The sequence below is a fragment of the Paracoccus gahaiensis genome, assembly GCF_005048225.1.
In the GTDB taxonomy this organism is placed as follows: domain Bacteria; phylum Pseudomonadota; class Alphaproteobacteria; order Rhodobacterales; family Rhodobacteraceae; genus Paracoccus; species Paracoccus gahaiensis.
This window is the reverse complement of sequence record NZ_SUNI01000001.1, coordinates 610,737-628,090: the sequence shown is the minus strand read 5'-3', so window position 1 is coordinate 628,090 and position 17,354 is coordinate 610,737. Positions and strand designations below refer to the sequence as shown.

Annotated in this window: 14 protein-coding genes, 1 tRNA gene and 1 pseudogene; 3 read left to right on the top strand and 13 right to left on the bottom strand. The window is 65.5% G+C overall.

Features of this window, described 5'->3' with window-relative positions:
- The 9 genes and pseudogenes from FA743_RS03075 to FA743_RS03035 all read right to left on the bottom strand — a co-directional run.
- Positions 1-461, bottom strand: a pseudogene (locus tag FA743_RS03075) (hypothetical protein); the annotation flags it as partial.
- A gap of 208 nt (positions 462-669) precedes the next feature.
- Positions 670-2,001 carry a cytosine deaminase gene (locus FA743_RS03070; protein ID WP_136884382.1) on the bottom strand — a complete coding sequence of 444 codons (1,332 nt, stop codon included), beginning with the start codon at positions 1,999-2,001 and terminating at the stop codon, positions 670-672.
- Positions 2,002-2,005: 4 nt separating this feature from the next.
- The gene (locus tag FA743_RS03065) at positions 2,006-2,920 is read right to left on the bottom strand and encodes a LysR family transcriptional regulator (protein ID WP_136884381.1); all 915 of its coding nucleotides are present in this window, start codon (positions 2,918-2,920) and stop codon (positions 2,006-2,008) included.
- A 57-nt stretch (positions 2,921-2,977) separates the two neighbouring features.
- Positions 2,978-3,970 (bottom strand): isopenicillin N synthase family dioxygenase, encoded by a 993-nt coding sequence (locus tag FA743_RS03060; RefSeq protein WP_136884380.1) that lies wholly within the window; start codon positions 3,968-3,970, stop codon positions 2,978-2,980.
- Positions 3,971-4,047: 77 nt separating this feature from the next.
- Complete coding sequence (locus tag FA743_RS03055) at positions 4,048-4,935, bottom strand: ABC transporter permease (RefSeq protein ID WP_136884379.1); 888 nt, start codon at positions 4,933-4,935, stop codon at positions 4,048-4,050.
- A 1-nt stretch (position 4,936) separates the two neighbouring features.
- The gene (locus tag FA743_RS03050; protein ID WP_136884378.1) at positions 4,937-5,713 is read right to left on the bottom strand and encodes an ABC transporter ATP-binding protein; all 777 of its coding nucleotides are present in this window, start codon (positions 5,711-5,713) and stop codon (positions 4,937-4,939) included.
- 4 nt (positions 5,714-5,717) lie between these two features.
- Positions 5,718-6,698 carry an ABC transporter substrate-binding protein gene (locus tag FA743_RS03045; protein WP_136884377.1) on the bottom strand — a complete coding sequence of 327 codons (981 nt, stop codon included), beginning with the start codon at positions 6,696-6,698 and terminating at the stop codon, positions 5,718-5,720.
- Between the two features lie 904 nt (positions 6,699-7,602).
- The gene (locus FA743_RS03040; RefSeq protein ID WP_136884376.1) at positions 7,603-9,384 is read right to left on the bottom strand and encodes a site-specific integrase; all 1,782 of its coding nucleotides are present in this window, start codon (positions 9,382-9,384) and stop codon (positions 7,603-7,605) included.
- A gap of 115 nt (positions 9,385-9,499) precedes the next feature.
- A tRNA-Gln gene (locus FA743_RS03035) sits at positions 9,500-9,574 on the bottom strand.
- 94 nt (positions 9,575-9,668) lie between these two features.
- Here FA743_RS03035 and FA743_RS03030 point away from each other — a divergent pair.
- Complete coding sequence (locus tag FA743_RS03030) at positions 9,669-10,844, top strand: BaiN/RdsA family NAD(P)/FAD-dependent oxidoreductase (protein WP_136884375.1); 1,176 nt, start codon at positions 9,669-9,671, stop codon at positions 10,842-10,844.
- Positions 10,845-10,853: 9 nt separating this feature from the next.
- Here FA743_RS03030 and FA743_RS03025 read toward each other — a convergent pair whose 3' ends face one another.
- The 4 genes from FA743_RS03025 to FA743_RS03010 are packed head-to-tail and all read right to left on the bottom strand — an operon-like array spanning position 10,854 to position 15,421.
- Entirely contained in the window at positions 10,854-12,161 is a 1,308-nt protein-coding gene (locus FA743_RS03025; protein ID WP_136884374.1) for a mechanosensitive ion channel family protein, read from the bottom strand.
- A complete protein-coding gene (gene kdsA / locus FA743_RS03020; RefSeq protein ID WP_136884373.1) occupies positions 12,158-13,000 on the bottom strand; it encodes a 3-deoxy-8-phosphooctulonate synthase in 843 nt (280 codons plus the stop codon). The genes FA743_RS03025 and kdsA overlap by 4 nt, the downstream gene beginning before the upstream one ends.
- Entirely contained in the window at positions 12,997-14,784 is a 1,788-nt protein-coding gene (locus FA743_RS03015) for a KpsE/RkpR family capsule polysaccharide export protein (RefSeq protein WP_136884372.1), read from the bottom strand. The genes kdsA and FA743_RS03015 overlap by 4 nt, the downstream gene beginning before the upstream one ends.
- The gene (locus FA743_RS03010; protein WP_136884371.1) at positions 14,768-15,421 is read right to left on the bottom strand and encodes an ABC transporter ATP-binding protein; all 654 of its coding nucleotides are present in this window, start codon (positions 15,419-15,421) and stop codon (positions 14,768-14,770) included. Before FA743_RS03010 ends, FA743_RS03015 begins: the two co-directional genes overlap by 17 nt.
- Before the next feature lie 171 nt (positions 15,422-15,592).
- On the opposite strand from FA743_RS03010, the gene FA743_RS03005 reads away from it, so the two are divergent.
- Both FA743_RS03005 and FA743_RS03000 read left to right on the top strand, forming a co-directional pair.
- Complete coding sequence (locus FA743_RS03005) at positions 15,593-16,216, top strand: uracil-DNA glycosylase family protein (protein WP_136884370.1); 624 nt, start codon at positions 15,593-15,595, stop codon at positions 16,214-16,216.
- 130 nt (positions 16,217-16,346) lie between these two features.
- A complete protein-coding gene (locus tag FA743_RS03000) occupies positions 16,347-17,312 on the top strand; it encodes a TAXI family TRAP transporter solute-binding subunit (protein WP_136884369.1) in 966 nt (321 codons plus the stop codon).
- Positions 17,313-17,354: the final 42 nt, after the last annotated feature.

Below are 17,354 nucleotides of genomic sequence, written 5' to 3'. Positions count from 1 at the left end.
TCTACGGCACTACCGAGGTCGAGGTGCTCGCCTTCACTCCGTTCGGTGTCGAAAACCTGCTCGAGATGATCGCCATGGAACGCGACCATCAGATCTGACGTCACAGCGGCCTTCACCGGATGGATACAATCATTGCCGCATTTGACGTAGTGGATCATAAGGGTCAGCGTATCCCGGATGTTGCCATTGGCTTTCTTAAACTCACTGATTGCTTTTCGGCCTTCGGCCAGTCTTACGTCCTGCTTCCAAGGCTGCTCTGGACTGATAGCATTCTGAATTCTTATCATGTAGGGGGCTAGATGGCCTTGCTTTGTATCTTCACTTAAGAAACGCGCATGCATGAATGACGCATTTTCTGCATCCAAGCGATATAGGTCTTGCACAAGCCCGAGCAGTTGGGTTGCAGAAACCCCAGATAGCACTGGTTTGATGTCTTTCCAAGAAACCTTCGCGCTGCTCATCGCCACGCTCCTCCACAATATCGTATGTGCGGCATTATGCTTCAGACTTACCGGTGGAAACCTATTTACAGAGCCACTTCTTTAGCCGCATTGGTTTAAACATCAAACCCATGCGATGAATGTCCGTAGTGAAGAACTGCACTGCAGCGCCGGACTGATAAAGTCAACGCCGGCTCTGGGCCGTTCTGTGGCAAAGATGTTTGCGTCGTCACCTTGGAGCGTAGGCGGGCGAAGGTGGCGAGCACCACTGTCCCGCCCGCACCAGCATTCGGTCGGATTGGGGCCGGGCGATGACCTGATCAAGGGTATAGGCGCGGAACAACATCAGGTTCGCGCGGCGTCCGACGCCGATGGCCCCCGCATCAAGGCCCATGATCCGGGCGGGGACAGGTCCCGCGAGGATCGGGGCATCCGCGAAGGGATGATCCAGATGCAGGATGCGGACTGACTGTCGCCATGAGTCCAGCATGTCGTGATCTCCATAAGCGTAAAACGGATCGCGACAGTTGTCCCCAGCAACGGCGACAGGAACGCCCGCCGTGCGAAGTTCTGCCACCGGCATCACGCCGCGCCAGCGTGGGGTGCGGCCCGGCTGGCGGTCCTGCAGATACATGTTCACGGTCGGCAGGGTGATCAGGTTCAGCTGTGCCTCGGTCAGCAGTGCGATGGTGCGATCCAGTTCCTCATCAGGCAGCAGCGACAGCGAGCAGCAATGCCCGCAGGTCACACGGCCCTGCCATCCGTGGCGGATGGTTGCGCGGGCGACATGGGGCAGGGCGCTAGCCTGTGCAGCCTCGTCGACATGCAGGTCGATGTCCAGATCCCTGTCGCGCGCCAGCGTGAACAGGCGATCCAGCATGTCGTCCAGCCCCTCAAGCGCCCCATGGGAGCCGCCCGAGGCGCGGGTGACGCCGCCCAGGATGCCGCCTTGCGTTGCCACCAGATCGGCCAGTTCGGAGCCGTATTCCCCGCCCCAGGCATCCATCGGCACCAAAGCCACCGCCTGCAGGGCAATGCGGTCGGCGAAGGCCGCGCGCATTTCGGCGAACGCGGCCCATGTCTCGGGGGCCTGACCCTGATGGCTGTCCAGATGGGTGCGGATGGCGGCGACGCCATGGGCCTCGGCGCAGTCGAGGGCGAATGACATCCGGGCCAGCAGATCATCTCGGCGCCAATGGGCTTTGCGGTCGCGGCTGGTGGCATCTCGAGCGCCCGCATGGGTGCCGCCGCTGTCGGGGGCACGACCCAGCGTGTGGGCTTTGTCCAGGTGGGCATGGGCATCGACCAGCATCGGCCATAACTGGCGCCCGCCGAGGTCGATCCCGTCGTTCTTCATCACGCCCGCCCGCGTGATTTGGTCCACAACCAGACCGTCCAGCAGGACATCAACTTGGACCGAGCCATCGGCATCGGGCGCAGCAACCCCCTGCGGAGCGCCATCCGCCAGCAACGAAACCGGCACACGGGCATTGCACAGCGCCACGCGGCCGTGGCCGGTCAGACGCGTCAGCGCCGCAAGGGGGGAACCCTGTTCATCCATTTACTCAATCCATTTCGTGTTCGTTTTGCGGCGTGGCGGCAAAGCGCTGCCGCACCAGATCAACAAAGCGGCTGGCCGCAGGCGACAGCGCGCCGCGCGCGCGATGGGCCAGCGACAGGTTCTGGCGCCCCGCAGCCCCCTCCAGCGGCAGGAATGCCAAATCACCGTCTCGCAGCTCCTGATCCACGTCGACGCGGTTCAGGAAGGTCACATGTGGGCTGCGACGCACCAAGCGCTTCATCATCTCCATCGAGTTCGTCTCGACAACCGGGCGGATCACCGCATGGGCGGGCGCGAGGTTCTCGACCACCTCGCGCAGCGAGATGGTCGGGTCGGCCAGCACCAGTGGATAGGTCAGGCAATCCGACACCCGCACACGGGACTTGATGGTCAATGGATGGTCATGGGCCATCACTGCGCCCAACCTGTGCTGGAACTCCGCCACCCGCTGCAGGCGCGGGTCCTGCGGCAGGTTATAGGCCAGCGCCAGCTCACAGGTTCCTGACACGACCGCCTCGATGACCGCAGGGCGATGGCCCACGGTCACGCGGAAATCGATCTGTGGATGCGCCTCGCGGTATTCGCCCACGACATCGGCCAGACGGCCCGTCGCCAGCGTGGCCATGGTGGCGACCGTGACTTCGCCTCGCGCCATGCCCCTTAGGCCGCGCACCTGCGCACGGATCACCTCATGGGCCCGCAAGGTGTCGCGGATATGGCCGAGCAGCATGTCGCCCGCCGTGGTCAATCGCAGCCCGCGCGGCAGGCGCTCGAAGATGGGAGTGCCGAGATCGGCCTCGGCCTCCAGCACGAAGCGGCTGACGGCCGAGGGCGACACGTTCAGCACCCGCGCCGCCTTTCGGATGGATCCGTGGCGAGCGACCTCGTCAAGATAGCGCAGCGCGCGACCGTGCAGCATGGACCTTCCGGGGGCTGGTTTCCCGCTCAGGATGTCACCCGGAAGGCCCATCCGCAATCAGCCCTTGATCGCGGCGAAGTTGGCGTTGATCCGCATGGTCAGGTAATCGCCCGCCGTCATCGGATCGTATTTGCCCAAGGGCCCGACCATCAGCGCGTCGCGGTTGGCCTGACAGAAGAACGGCAGCGACAGGCGGCGGCCCATATATTCGCCCGGACGCGGCATCCGCACGCGGTGCAGGGTCGATTGCAGCTGATCGTCGGACCAGCGCATCAGCATGTCACCGATATTGCAGGTGATATAGCCGGTGCGCGGCGGCACGTCCGTCCACTGGCCCGATGCCGCGTCCTTACCAGGGCAGACCTGCAAACCGCCCTCACCTTCCTTCTGGTGCAGGATGGTCAGGCAGTCGAAATCGCTGTGGGCACCTGCGCGCCACGACTTGAAATCCTCTGGCTGGGCGTTTTCCATCGACATGTAATGGATCAGCCGCAGGGTCGACTGATACTGGTCGCTTGCGGGATCGTGGGCCTTGGCGAAGAAGTCCTCCTCAAACCCCATCTTCAGCGCAAAGCAGGACAGGATGCGCATGCCCAGCTGCCAGTTCTGGGCCTCGAACCGCAGCATGCGGTTCTGAAAGCCCGACAATTCTGCCTCGGTGGGCCAGAGGCCGTCCATCTTGGGCCGGGTGATCTGATAGCTTTCCTTGTTGTCGGGCGTCCCGGTCGAGGGGCGGACCTGTGCCTTGAACTCCCACCCCGCATTGGTGCCCTTGGGCATCGGGTATTGCGCCTTCACCTCGCGCGGCAGCTCGAAGAATTCCCATGCGGTGTCGAATGCCGTGTCGATATCCTCCTGCGCGATGCCGTGATTATAGACCTGGAAGAAGCCGATATCGGTCGCGGCCGCCCAGAGGGCATCTGCAATCTCGGCCTTGCGGTTGTCGAAATCGGACAGGTCGATCGTGGGCACCTCGCGCTCGAGGGTGGTGCCTTCGCCGCCGATGGTGGCTTCCTTGGCCAGTTCGGCCAATGTGGTCTGGTCGGTCATGGTGGTCTCCTTGAGTTGAGGAGCAATTCCCAAAGCGCAGGGCTTCGGACGCTTCTACTCCGGGGGTAATGGAGGAATTAGCGGGTGGTCTTGGGCAGGCTCCACGGGAACAGCCATTTCTGGGTCAGCACCACCGCCTGGAACAGGATCAGCGACATCGCGGCCAGCACGACCAGTCCGGCCCAGGCCTGCGGCATCCGGAACATCGAGGTCGAGAACTGGATGAAATAGCCCACCCCCGCATCGGAGGCGACGAACTCGGCCACCACCGCGCCGATGACGGCCAGCGTGATCGAGATCCTGAGCGCCGAAAAGATATAGGGCACCGCATAGGGCAGGCGGATCTGGGTCATTTCGCGACGCGCGGGGGCGGATAGGCTGCGCGATAGTTCGATCAGCTCGGGGGGCGTGGCGGCAAGGCCTGTGGCGGTGCTGACCACCAGCGGGAAGAAGGTGATCAGTGTGGTGATGACCACGCGGGGCAGATCGCCCGCGCCAAGTGCCACGACGATGATCGGGGCGATCGCCACCACGGGTGTCGATTGCACCACGACCAGCAGCGGGTAGAGCGTTTTGGAAAGGAAAGGCGACCGCATCATCACCATCGCCAGCGGGATCGCCACGCAGGTGGCCAGCCCGAAGCCCATCACCGCGACCCGCAACGTTGCCCAGACATGCGTGGCCCACCTTGCTGGGCCAACGGCACCGAAAGACCCAAGGATCGCGCTTGGCGCCGGCAGCAGGAACGAGGGGATGGCGAACAGGCGCACGGCGCCTTCCCATAGCAGCAGCACGGTGAGGAAGGTTGCAGCCGTGGTCAGGCCGGGTATGCGCGACCAGAGGGAAGGAGCGACGGTCTGCGCAGGCTTTGCTGCGGGCCGGGGGTCCGGGCGCTTGGGGACCGTGCGCGCGGGCGGCGCCGGAGGGACGCTGGCGCGAGGCTGGTCGGGCAGGGTCTGGGACATCTCAGGCGGCCTCTCGGGTCATCAGACGGGCGCGCAGGTCGGCAGACAGGTCTAGCAGCCCTGCATCCTTCATGCTGTCGGGGCCGCGCGGACCCGTCAGCGGCACGACATGCTGGCTGGCGACGCAGCCAGGCCGCCCTGACATGACAAGCACGCGGTCGGCCAGCAATGCGGCCTCGGAGACGGAATGGGTGATGAACACAACCGTCTTGGGCTTGTCGGCAAAGATCCGCAGCAGATCGAAGCCCATCATCTCGCGCGTCAGTGCGTCCAGCGCAGAAAACGGCTCGTCCATCAGCAGGATGTCGGGGTCCAGATGCAAGGCACGGGCGATGCCCACGCGCTGCTGCATCCCGCCCGACAGCTCATCCGGCAGGCGCTTGCCGAACCCTTCCAGCCCGACCATGGCCAGCAACTCCTGCGCGCGCTCGCGGTCGCGGATGCTGACATGGCCGGTCTTGTGCCGGACGGGGAAGGTCACGTTGTCCTCGACCGTGGCCCAAGGCAGCAGGGTGGGCTTCTGAAACACGATGCCGATGTCGTCGCGCGGGCTGGTCACCGGCATCCCGAAAACTTCTACCTCGCCCGAGGTGGGCTGCAACAGCCCCGCAATCATCCGCAGCAGCGTGGACTTGCCGCAGCCCGAGGGGCCGAGCACGGCCAGAAACTCATGATGGCTCACGTCGAAGCTGACACCCTGCAGCGCGTGGATAGGACCGGAGCGGGCCTGAAAGACCTGATCCACAGCATCGAACCTGATGGCGGGGGGCTGCTGCATGACCCTATTCCAGGAATTCGCGCGAGACGGTCGTCTCGGGATCGTATCCGGCCGGGTCGAGTTCCTGCGCTGCCGCAACGCGCGACCATGTCTCGGCCAGACGGGACGGTTCGAAAACGCCCAGACCATCGGCCTCGGTCACCTCGTTCATCACCAGCGTCATCGCGTCCGACAGCGATCCCTGCACATCCTCGGATCCCAGTTCTGCCACGATATTGGTCACCGATTGCGCGGCGGCCTCGGGATTCTCGTGCGCGAATTCGACCGATCGCTTGAAGGCTGCGACAAATCGGCGGGCGACATCGGGGCGCTCAGCCAGAAAGCCGTCATTGGCGATCAACGAGGCGGAATAGAGGTTCAGCCCCGCTGCCGACCACGGCAGCGCCCCGATCTGATGACCCGCTTCGGCGCCCTGATTGCGATAGCGGGTCAGGTCGGTCATCCATGCCACGATGGCATCGACTTGCCCGGTCATCAGCATCGGCCCGAGCGCGCCGGGTTCGGCATTCACCACCGTCACCGCGTCGGGATTCACGCCGGCATCCTGCAAGACCAGCGGCAGGAAGACGTTGGACGAGGTGAAGGCAGAGGTGGCGATCCGCTTTCCCGCCACATCGGCGACCTGGGCCACCTCGCCCCCCTCGACCACGTAGAACGCATGCGGACCCTTGTTGAAGATCGACATGATCGCCGTGACGCCCACGCCTTCCTGCGCCCGCGCTGCCATCAGCGCGCCGATATCGGACACACCCACATCGGACGACCCCGCCGCCAGCCGCGAGATCGCATCGGTCGAGCCGCGCCCGGGCGCGATGGTGACCTCGATCCCGGCTTCCTCGCAAAAGCCTTGGTCGATGCAGACATAAATGGGCGCCTTGTCGCCACCGGGCAGCCAATCCAGCTGAAAGGTGACCGGATCGGCGGCCAGCGCGGGCGAGGCGAGTGCTGTGGCGCCGGCGAAAAGGCAGGCAAGGGATCGGGTCATGCGCGGGGTCCTGTCGATTGGGGGGTGGGGAAGGCCACGGGTGCCTCGGCCTGCCGGTCGGCGGTCATGTGCCGCAGCGCGCAGGCGCGCTTTTGCGGATTATTGCTGCGCAGGCAGGGCAGGCAACGGTGGGTCGCATGGTCGGGTTCAGTGCGGGTTGCGAACATCATGTCCTCGCATCGAGGGTTTTTGTTCGAGCAATGTCCAAGGGCTGACCCCCGACCGCTTCTACTCGCCCCCTCAATCTGCCAGACGCGTTCGAATATGGGCAACGGAAATCAGGTGTTTTTGCCCGCCTTGGTGAAAAGGGTGCCCCTGCAAAGGCAGCGTCGTATAGCGGCTGAGCACCCAGCTTCAAACCTGAAATCGTTCACAAAAGACCGGTAATTTGTCAGAGCGGCTGCAGGTGCCCCCGACAGCGGCCACCAATCGGCACGATGTGTGCGAAAAAATAAGACAGTCCGCCGTCCAAACCGAAAATGGCTGTTTATGCGGGGCATGCCCATCGACCGCTAAGTGCGGGGCGCCTAAGCGACTTTTGTCCGCCGATTCGCCGCCATGTCGATCTTGGCTCACATCGCAAAGACAGGAGGCAGCTCTCGTGGAAGTTGGGAAGCCGATTGAACACCGTTATAATTCCGGCAGTGGTAGCTTCCTACTGCGACGGAAACGCTGCCCGATAGGGCTTGCTGCGCCAGCTCTTGGTGTCCGGTTTGGCGAAGCTGCATTGCAGTATGTTGCAGCCGCCGACCGGCAGGTATGGGCCGAATGCGCCGGCGGGAGCTTGTCATGAAGTGGAAGGCCGATGCTGTGCCGCCGACTGTCGAACCGCGCCGTAATCGGCCCGGAAGGCAGCGGCCTCGCCGGAAGGAAACACGTCTCGACGGGTGGAGCCCAATGAGTGCTAAAACACACGCGGCAAAGCATCTATTGCCTCTTTCATAATTGGGAGCGGGGTTCGCTTTCCGTAGATGCGATCCTCCGTCGAGTTTACCAAATGGCCCAGAATGTGGTGGCGGGTCAGCTTTTCAACTCTTTGCTTAAATCTCAGTTCATCGATTACGTAGTGCCTGAAGGAGTGAAACACTTTATCTCTGGCAGTTGGCCCGAGCTGTTTGTCCAGCATTGCTCTGAAGTTGTAGTGGATGTCGTCGCCGAGATTTGCCCGCGCCGACTTTCGCTTGAGTTCAGGGAAAATTCTGCCGGTTTCGACCTCATCAATATGCTTCAGGAAACCGAGTTCAATCAGGTGTTCGTGGATAGGCACTTTTCTTTTCGATTGCAGGTTCTTGAGACGGCGAACCTCGGTAAAGGCGAACTCGAACGCCCATACCCCTTCTTCATTGATAATGTCCGACCTGCACAGCCCAGCAATTTCCTCCCTGCGCGCGCCGGTATATGCTGCGATCATCGGGATCCAGTAAAGACCATCCTTGATCACCAAGGCTCCAGGCGATGTGCGTCGGGCCGAACTGCGGCATCCGGACCAGATGGAACCTTCGAACAGCATGCGGATATCAGAACGCTCAAAGGGGGGAACCTTGTCCTGATCATCCTCCGCATCGGACTCTCGAAGATCCTTGACTTCGATGCTCCCCCGCGTCGGAAGTCCTTCGGCATTTGCATGCTTGACGATCTGGGCAATGAAGCCGAGGTTTCTATTAACCGTCGCAGGCGACAAACCGACTTTGGCAGACTTTTCGGCCGCAGCCGCAATGATGTCAGCCAGCGGCACCAACTTTTCTTTGGGGCTTTTTCGATAGGCTGGAGGAAGCCGGGACATCACGTCGCAAAAAACGGCGATGTCCGACTGTTTCAGGCGCCTGATATCGGTCACCCCGGTGGCCTCGACCAGAAGCGCGGCAGTGTTGCGGATCTGGTAGGCCGTCTTCTCCGTCGCTCGCCCGAGTTTCATTTTCTTGGTTGTCAAGCGATCGGCGATGGCTGCAATCGCCGGATCGAAGGCCGGCTCAGTCTCCTGGGTGACCGGGATGTGAGGCTCGGAGCCTCCCTGTTCAAGGGCCTCCGCGAGCTTCAGCGCCTCGGCAAGGGCTGGGTCCCGGCGCTGCGACGCGTTCAGATAGACAGCGGCGCGACCGCGAAGATAGATGGTCCGCGCGTCGAGGAAATCGTGGGCGCTCGGGAGGGCATGTCCTGTGATCGCTGAGATCCCGTTCTGGATCTTGCGTTCCACGCTGGGAGCCAGCATCTCACCTGCCGCCTGCGACAGGTAGGCCTCGACCCGCTCGAAGGCGGCCTTTGGCACGCCTTCGGAGACCAGTTCCTGCTTTTCCTCATCGCCGAGTTCGGCACTGACCCCATCCCGCGCCAAAAGCCTGAGTGCGTGCCCCATGGCCCGGTCCTCCTCTGCATTCAGACGGGCATAGCCGGCCTCGCGACTGTCTGACTGCGCCCGCTTGCGGCGTTCGATGCGGGCCATCTCGTCCCGGACAACCTGCTCCAGCCATTGTCTGGCCGCCTCCTTGGAAAGTCCGTCCAGTGCCATCGCTTCGAAGACCTCGTCGCTTTCATGCGTTAGGATGCCCGCGAGGCGCCGTGCTGTTGCCGGACAGGCTGTTCCCAGACTGACCTGAAGGTGGAGGCTTTCGCAACCGATACGAGTGGGAATGCGACGGCGCCATGCGTAGATGGCGGCCCGGCGAAAGACGAAGTTGGCGATGCCCATTCGTGGCCCTCGAAGCTGGGGCGCGGTGGGTTTGGAGGACAAGCATGGAGGACATTGGTCCAATAGCCGCCTCACGGCTACTATCTGCATTGTCTTCCAATATCTTAGACGATGTTGGCTGGGGCGGTAGGATTCGAACCTACGGTACACGGTACCAAAAACCGATGCCTTACCACTTGGCCACGCCCCAACTGTGGGGGGTGATTACCCAAGGGCGCAGACGGGTGCAAGGCGGAAAATGCAGAAATCTTGCCCCGGGCGGCGCGCTTCGCTATCCCGCCCCCATGGAACATGCGGATCTTGTCATTCTGGGGGCCGGGGCGGCCGGGCTGTTCTGCGCGGGGTCGAGCCTCGCGCAGGGGCGGCGCGTGCTGGTGCTGGACCATGCGCGGGTGCCGGCGGAAAAGATCCGGATCTCGGGCGGGGGGCGGTGCAACTTCACCAACCTCGCGACCGGGCCGGATCGCTTCCTGTCGGGCAACCCGCGCTTTGCGGCCAGCGCGCTGGCGCGCTATGCGCCGGGCGCCTTCGTCGATCTGGTCGACCGCGCCGGGATCACCTGGCACGAGAAGACGCAGGGTCAGCTGTTCTGTGACGGCAAGGCCACGCAGATCACCGACATGCTGCTGGACCGGATGCGCGGCGCCGAGCTGCGCCTTGGCACCGCGATCGAGCGGGTGGACCGGCAGGCCGAGGGCTTTGTCATCAAGACCCCGGGCGGGGCGATCGCCGCGCCGCGCGTGGTGGTGGCCACCGGGGGCAAGTCGATCCCCAAGATCGGGGCGACGGGGCTCGCCTATGATCTGGCCGCGCAATTCGGCCTGCGCCTGGTCGAGACGCGCCCGGCGCTGGTGCCCCTGACCTTCGCCGAGCAGGACCTGGCGCTGTGCCGTCCCTTGGCGGGCCTGTCGGTCGAGGCGCGCATCGCGCATGGCGGCGGCGCCTTCCACGATGCGCTGCTGTTCACGCATCGCGGCCTCAGCGGTCCGGCGATCCTGCAGATCTCCAGCTTCTGGCGGGCGGGCGAGGTGCTGACCATCGACTTGGCCCCCGGGCGCGACATCGCCGCGGACCTCAAGGTTGCGCGTGGCAGCCGCGGCAAGGCGCAGGTCGCCACCGTGCTGGCACAGCTGCTGCCCGACCGCCTGGCGCAGGCGGTGGCGGCCGAGGCGGGGCTGGCGCAGGCCCGGCTGGCCGACCAGCCCAATGCCCGGCTGGAGGCGCTTGGCGCCCGCGTGAACCGCTGGCAGGTGCGTCCCGTGGGCACCGAGGGTTATCGCACCGCCGAGGTCACCCTGGGCGGCGTGGACACGCGCGATCTGGACGCGAAGACGCTGCAGGCGCGCAAGGTGCCGGGGCTGGCCTTCATCGGCGAATGCGTGGACGTGACCGGCTGGCTGGGCGGCTACAACTTCCAATGGGCCTGGGCCTCGGCGGATGCCGCCGCCCGCGCGCCCTAGACCCCGCCCTTAGCTGCGCGGGGTGGGGCTCAGCAGGTCGCGCCCGTCGTCGATGCGCCCGCGTTCGACCATCTCCTCGAAGGCCGCGTCCGAGGCGGCGTCGGACAGGCGGCTGTCGGCGGGCCGGGCGGGGGCCGGGCGGGACTGTTCGGCCTGGCTATCCTCGATGCGGATGCGGTGGACGGGCTCGGGCAGCAGATAGCCCTTGGCATCCAGCGCGTGGCGCAGCAGCCGGAACGCCTCGCCCCGCGCCAGATCGAAATCGGTGCCGTCCTGCGACACCCAGCCCCCGGCGCGGATCACCACATGCTCGGGGCCGCTGGCATCCAGCCAGGCGACCGGCTCGGGGCGGTCCAGCACGAAGGTCATGCCCTTCAGCGACTTCAGCACCACGTCGCGGGCCCGGCCCAGATCGGCGGTCGGGTCGATGGTCAGATCGACCATGAAGCGGCGCTCGGGGTTGCGGGTATAGTTGGTCAGCACGGCCTTGTAGATGATCTGGTTCGGGATGCGGATATGGTTGCCGTCCAGTGTCAGCAGCGTCGTGCCCCGGCTGGTCAGGCGGATCACCCGGCCGCGCAGGCCGTTCACCTCGATCAGGTCATTGGGGTTGAAGGGCTGGCGCAGCGACAGAAGCATCGTCGCCACGACCCCCTCGATCGTGTCGCGCGCCGCGAAGGACAGCGACAGGCCGAAGATGCCCGCCGCCCCCAGCAGCGTGCCCAGAAGCGCCCGCGCGCCCATCAGGTCCAGCGCCACGACCAGCGCCACGATCCAGGCCACCAGCCGGATCGTCTGCGCCAGAAAGCCCGCGATGAAGGGATTGGGGGCGATGCCCGACAGGGTGCGCTGGCGCCGCGACAGCCAGCCCCCGGCCAGCACGATCAGCGCGCCCACTCCCAGCCCGAGCGCCATGAAGGGCAGGCCCGCGACCAGCTGGGTCAGGCGCGATTGGGCGCGGTCGCGCACCGTTTCCAGCCGCGTGCCCAGGTCGGTGGACAGGATCACCCCGTTCTGGATCGCGACGACGCCCTCGACGCGGGCCAGCAGCGTCTGCAGCCGGTCGACGGTCTGCTGTTCGGCCACCTCGCCCTCCAGCGTGACGATGCCCGCATCGACCTGCACGCGCACGCCGTCGAATTGCGGCACCTGCGCCAGGATGCTGGAGATGCGGGCGAGGATCGCCAGATCGGTGGCCCGGTCGTCGCGGGTCGAGATCGCGCCCGCCGGGGTCTGGGGCGAATGCGCCTCGGGGGCCTGGGCATGGGCGGGGGCCGCCACTGCCAGCAGGCACAGGATCAGAAGCGCGCGGATCATGCCGGCAGCGGGTCGGCCTTTGCCAGACGGTCGAAGGCCATCAGCGAGGCGACCAGTGCCGCCATTTGGTCCAGCGGGATCATGTTCGGCCCGTCCGAGGGCGCGCGGTCGGGATCCTCATGCGTCTCGATGAAGACGCCCGCCACGCCAAGCGCCACGGCGGCGCGCGCCATGACCGGCGCGAATTCACGCTGCCCGCCCGAGCTGCCGCCCTGACCGCCCGGCTGCTGGACAGAATGGGTGGCGTCCATGATCACCGGATAGCCGGTGCGCGCCATGATCGGCAGCGACCGCATGTCGGCCACCAGCGTGTTGTAGCCGAAGCTGGCGCCGCGCTCGGTCAGCAGGATGTTCTCGTTCCCGGTCGAGGCGACCTTCTGCGCCACATTGGGCATGTCCCAAGGGGCCAGGAACTGGCCCTTCTTGATGTTGACGACGGCGCCCGTGCGGCCCGCCGTCAGCAAGAGGTCGGTCTGACGGCACAGGAAGGCGGGGATCTGGATGACATCCACCACCTCGGCCGCCCGAATGGCCTGCTCGGCATCATGGATGTCGGTCAGCACCGGGCAGCCGAGCCGTTCGCGGACGGTGGCCAGGATCTGCAGACCCTCGTCTATGCCCAGACCCCGCTTGCCCGACAGCGAGGTGCGGTTGGCCTTGTCGAAGCTGGCCTTGAAGACGAAGGACGCCCCCGCAGCCGCGCAGGCCGTGGCCATCGTCTCCGCGATCATCATCGCATGATCCAGGCCTTCCAGCTGGCAGGGGCCCGCGATCACCGTCAGCGGCAGGTCGTTGCCGCAGGTGACGCCGCCGATCGGGACGTGACGGGCCGGGGTCACGTGGACACCTGCTCGCGCAGGATCGAGGCGGTCAGCGACAGCATCAGATAGATGCCCGCGAAGACCAAGAAGGCCACCAGCGTGTTCTGGAACGCCTTGGGATAGGTCGCCTCGTCCGGCGGGATCGGGGCCACCGACAGCGACAGGTAGCGGACCTGCTTGTTGGCCTCGATCCGGGCAGCCTCCATCTGGGCGGCGGCGGCGGCCAGCATCTCCTGCCGGGTCAGCAGGTTGGCCTCGGCCACCCGCATCTCGGCGCCGATCGCGGCCAGCGAGCTGCGGGAATCGCTGCCCTCGGTCAGATCCAGCCGGGTTTCCGCGATGATCTCGCGCAGCCGGGTGATGTCGCCGCGCACGGCGGTGACGCGGCTCTGCACCGGCGCGGGGTTGGCCAGCAGCTGCCCCAGTTCCAATTGCTTTTCGGTCAGCTGCGCTTCCAGCGCCGAGACCTGGCCCATGACCACGCCGCTTTCGGCCAGAGGGTCCAGCACCCCCATCTGTTCCTGCAGTTCCTGCACGCGCATCTGGGCCTCCAGCATCTTGGCCTCGGCATCCTCGTAGGTCTCGCGGGCGCCATCCATCTGGTCCCCGCGCATGCGTGCCGTCAGCGCGTCGACCAATTCCTCAGCATAGGAGATCAGGGCCCGCGAGAACTGCTCGCTCAGTTGGGGATCGGGGGCGATCACCTCCATGTCCAGCACGCCTTCGGTCGGGTCGTAGCCGATCTTGACGCTGTCCTGGTAGAGGCTGAAGGTCGACTCGTTCGTGGCATCTTCCGGCAGGCGCTTGATCGGATCGACGGCGGGATCCTGGAAGGCCTCGCGGAAGCCCAGATCCTGATCCAGACGCATCATCGCGTCGCGCGAGGTCAGATAGCTTTGCACCGCCACGGCGTCGGTGTTCGTGCCGACGCCGCCCAGGGCCGCGCCGATCCCGCCCATGCCGGTTCCGCCGCCATCCGCGGACTGGATCTGGAACTGCGACACGGTCGCATAGAGCGGCGAGGCGACGCGGAAATAATACCATCCGACCAGCACGGTCGGGATCAGCACGAAGGCGATCAGCCGCGCCGCCAGCATCGTCATGCGCCGACGGCGACGACGCGCCAGATCGCGCTGGATGCGATAGATCTCGGCGGCGCGCTTTTCCTCGGTCAGATCCTCGCGCGAGGGCATCTCGGGGCGCTTGGCTGGCGGGGCGTTGGGCAGGATCGTCGGCAGTCCGCCCGGACGGACGGCAGGCACATTGGGCGCGGGGGAGGCCAGCACGCGGCTGCCCTCGGAGGACAGGATGGTGCTCACCGCGCCGCGATGGGAGGGGTCGATGCCCCGCTCGCGCAGCCGCAGCACGGCCTCTTCGCCCGAGGTCACCTCGATCTGGTGCAGCGTGGCGATGCGGCGGGCGATCCGCAGCTGGCGGTCGGTCAGCTTCTCGGCCCGGATGGCCTCCAGCTTGGCGTCCAGATCCTCCTCCGGGGCCTCGGCCGGGGGTTCGGCCTTGGCCTTCGGGTTCATGTTGAAATCGCCGAAGCCGTCATCGACGGGTCCCGTCGAGATGAACCGATCCAGCCGCCTTGCATCCCCGTCCTGGGGCGGCGTCGGCGCATTCGCCGACCGGGGCCCGGGCCCGGGCGTGGGCGCCGCGGGGCGCGAGGTCTTTTCCAGCCGCACGCCTTTCGGCGCCGTCTCGGGGGCGGCCGGATCGGCCGTGCGGGGCGAGGGACGCGCCGCGACGGAATCCGACGGCGAGGCGTGATAGCGGCGGGCTTTAGGCGGTGTAGTCATAATATTGCTTGGCCTCGTCGAGGGACTCGAACATGTACAGTTTGCCATCGCGCAGGATCGCCGCGCGATTGCAGAATTTCTCGATCGTGCCGGGCTGGTGGGACACGATGACCACGGTCGAGGTCTGCAACCGCTCGAACAGGACGCGTCCGGCCCGGCGGTTGAATTCGGCATCCGTGGTCTGCGGCATGCCCTCGTCGATCAGGTAGATGTCGAAATCAAGCGCCAGCAGCAGCGAGAAGTTGAAGCGCTGCTTCATGCCCGCCGAATAGGTGCCCACCGGCATGTCGAAATATTCGTGGATGTCGCAGAGCCAGCGCGTGAAGGCCGACACGTAATCGGGATCCAGCCCATAGATCCGGGCGATGTAGCGAGCATTTTCATTGCCGGTGTGGCGATTGATCAGCCCGCCCATGAATCCCAGGGGAAACGAGATGCGGCATTCCCGCCGGACCTTCCCCTCGTCGGGTTTTTCCAGCCCGCACATCATGTTGATGATCGTCGTCTTGCCGGTCCCGTTGGGGGCCAGGATGCCCAGGGAGTTTCCCAGTTCGACCTGGAAGGAGGCACGATCGAGGATGATCTTGTGCTGCTTGCCGGTCCAGAACGATTTGGAGACGCTGTCGAATTCAAGCATGAGGGGACTTTGCAATCGTTAATTCAGGCACAAGGCGTGCCATGCCGGGAGGCCAGACTGCCATCGTGACATTAGGCCCGCAGGGTCCGGCTGTCCAGCCTTGCCATGGAACGCCAGAAATCGCCATCCGGCCAGCCTTAAAACACGGCAAATTGTGCCTAGATTGGCCCAATGACCTCCTTCGCCCCGTCGCTTGCCGCGCAGATCGGCGCCTGCCGCCTCTGCCGCGACCGCTTTGCGCTGACCGCCACGCGCCATGCGCCGCGCCCCGTCGTCTGGTTCCGCCCCGGCGCGCGGGTGCTGATCGTGGGGCAGGCGCCGGGCGCGCGGGTCCATGCCAGCGGGCGGCCCTTCACCGACCGCTCGGGCGACCGGCTGCGGGACTGGATGGGCGTGACCGAGGCGCAGTTCTATGACCTGTCGCGGGTGGCGATCGTGCCGATGGCCTTCTGCTTTCCGGGCTATGACGCCAAGGGCAGCGACCTGCCGCCACCGCCGAACTGCGCGGCAACCTGGCGCGACAGTGTCATGGCGCAGCTGCAGCCACGCCTGACCCTGCTGGTGGGCGGGCATGCGATGCGCTGGCATCTGGGCGCGCGAACCGTCACCGACACGGTGCGCGACTGGCAGGCCCACGCCCCGGCGGTCTTTCCGCTGCCCCATCCCAGCTGGCGCAACACCGGCTGGCTGCGCGCCAATCCGTGGTTCCAGGCCGACCTGCTGCCCCAGCTGCGCGCCGCCGTCGCGCGCCAGTTCGGCGAACCCGATCCCGCGGTTCCCGCCAGGGTTGCATAGGCGTCCGGCCGGACGACGCGGTACTGGTCAGGCTTGCCTTTCGGACCGATGTCTTTAACCTTAACCGCATCTTGCGGGGCAAGGGCCGGTCGTGCCTGCGCCCCGCCCACATGCTACAGGGAGACGCCGCATGAGCAAACTCAAACCGATCCTGCTGAGCACCGCCTTCGCGCTGTCCGCGACGCCGCTGATGGCGCAGGAGGAACAGTTCATCACCATCGGCACCGGCGGCCAGACGGGCGTCTATTACGTCGTCGGCCAGTCGATCTGCCGCCTCGTGAACCGCGAGACCGCCGAGACCGGCCTGCGCTGCACCGCCCCCGCCACCGGCGGGTCGATCGACAACATCAACCAGATCAAGTCCGGCGGCATGACGATGGGCGTGGCCCAGTCCGACTGGCAGTACCACGCCTATAACGGCAGCTCGGATTACGAGGGCGAGCCCTTCGAGGATCTGCGCGCCGTCTTCGCCGTCCATCCCGAGCCCTTCACCGTCGTGGCCCGCGCCGACAGCGACATCGAGACCTTCGCGGATCTGACCGGCAAGCGCGTGAACGTGGGCAACCCCGGCTCGGGCTCGCGCGGCACCTTCGAGGTCGTGCTGGACGCCATGGGCATGAGCATGGACGATTTCGCCCTGTCCTCGGAACTGCGCCCGGCGGAACAGTCGGCGGCCTTGGGCGACAACCAGGTGGATGCGATCAGCTATACCGTGGGCCATCCCAACGGCTCGATCCAGGAGGCGACCTCGACGGTCGACGCAACGCTGGTCGAGGTGGCAGGCCCCGAGATCGACGCGCTGATCGCGGACAATCCGTTCTATGCCAAGGCGATCATCCCCGGCGGGATGTATGCCAACAATGACGAGGACACCGAGACCTTCGGCGTCAAGGCGACGATGGTGACCTCGGCCGCCGTGCCGGAAGAAACCGTCTATCAGGTCGTCAAGGCGGTCTTCGACAACTTCGACCGCTTCAAGGGCCTGCATCCCGCCTTCGCCACGCTGGAGCCCGAAGAGATGGTGGCCGACGGCAACAGCGCGCCCCTGCACCCGGGCGCCGAGCGGTATTTCCGCGAACAGGGCTGGGTCGAGTGATCCACGCCTGACCGGGGCGGCCCTTCGGGGCCGCCCTTTCAT

Excerpts from the sequence above, each read along its gene's own strand:
- FA743_RS03070 (WP_136884382.1), bottom strand. The coding sequence starts at position 2,001 with ATGGATGAACAGGGTTCCCCCCTTGCGGCGCTGACGCGTCTGACCGGC.
- FA743_RS03065 (WP_136884381.1), bottom strand. The coding sequence starts at position 2,920 with ATGCTGCACGGTCGCGCGCTGCGCTATCTTGACGAGGTCGCTCGCCAC.
- FA743_RS03060 (WP_136884380.1), bottom strand. The coding sequence starts at position 3,970 with ATGACCGACCAGACCACATTGGCCGAACTGGCCAAGGAAGCCACCATC.
- FA743_RS03055 (WP_136884379.1), bottom strand. The coding sequence starts at position 4,935 with ATGTCCCAGACCCTGCCCGACCAGCCTCGCGCCAGCGTCCCTCCGGCG.
- FA743_RS03050 (WP_136884378.1), bottom strand. The coding sequence starts at position 5,713 with ATGCAGCAGCCCCCCGCCATCAGGTTCGATGCTGTGGATCAGGTCTTT.
- FA743_RS03045 (WP_136884377.1), bottom strand. The coding sequence starts at position 6,698 with ATGACCCGATCCCTTGCCTGCCTTTTCGCCGGCGCCACAGCACTCGCC.
- FA743_RS03040 (WP_136884376.1), bottom strand. The coding sequence starts at position 9,384 with ATGGGCATCGCCAACTTCGTCTTTCGCCGGGCCGCCATCTACGCATGG.
- FA743_RS03030 (WP_136884375.1), top strand. The coding sequence starts at position 9,669 with ATGGAACATGCGGATCTTGTCATTCTGGGGGCCGGGGCGGCCGGGCTG.
- FA743_RS03025 (WP_136884374.1), bottom strand. The coding sequence starts at position 12,161 with ATGATCCGCGCGCTTCTGATCCTGTGCCTGCTGGCAGTGGCGGCCCCC.
- FA743_RS03015 (WP_136884372.1), bottom strand. The coding sequence starts at position 14,784 with ATGACTACACCGCCTAAAGCCCGCCGCTATCACGCCTCGCCGTCGGAT.
- FA743_RS03010 (WP_136884371.1), bottom strand. The coding sequence starts at position 15,421 with ATGCTTGAATTCGACAGCGTCTCCAAATCGTTCTGGACCGGCAAGCAG.
- FA743_RS03005 (WP_136884370.1), top strand. The coding sequence starts at position 15,593 with ATGACCTCCTTCGCCCCGTCGCTTGCCGCGCAGATCGGCGCCTGCCGC.
- FA743_RS03000 (WP_136884369.1), top strand. The coding sequence starts at position 16,347 with ATGAGCAAACTCAAACCGATCCTGCTGAGCACCGCCTTCGCGCTGTCC.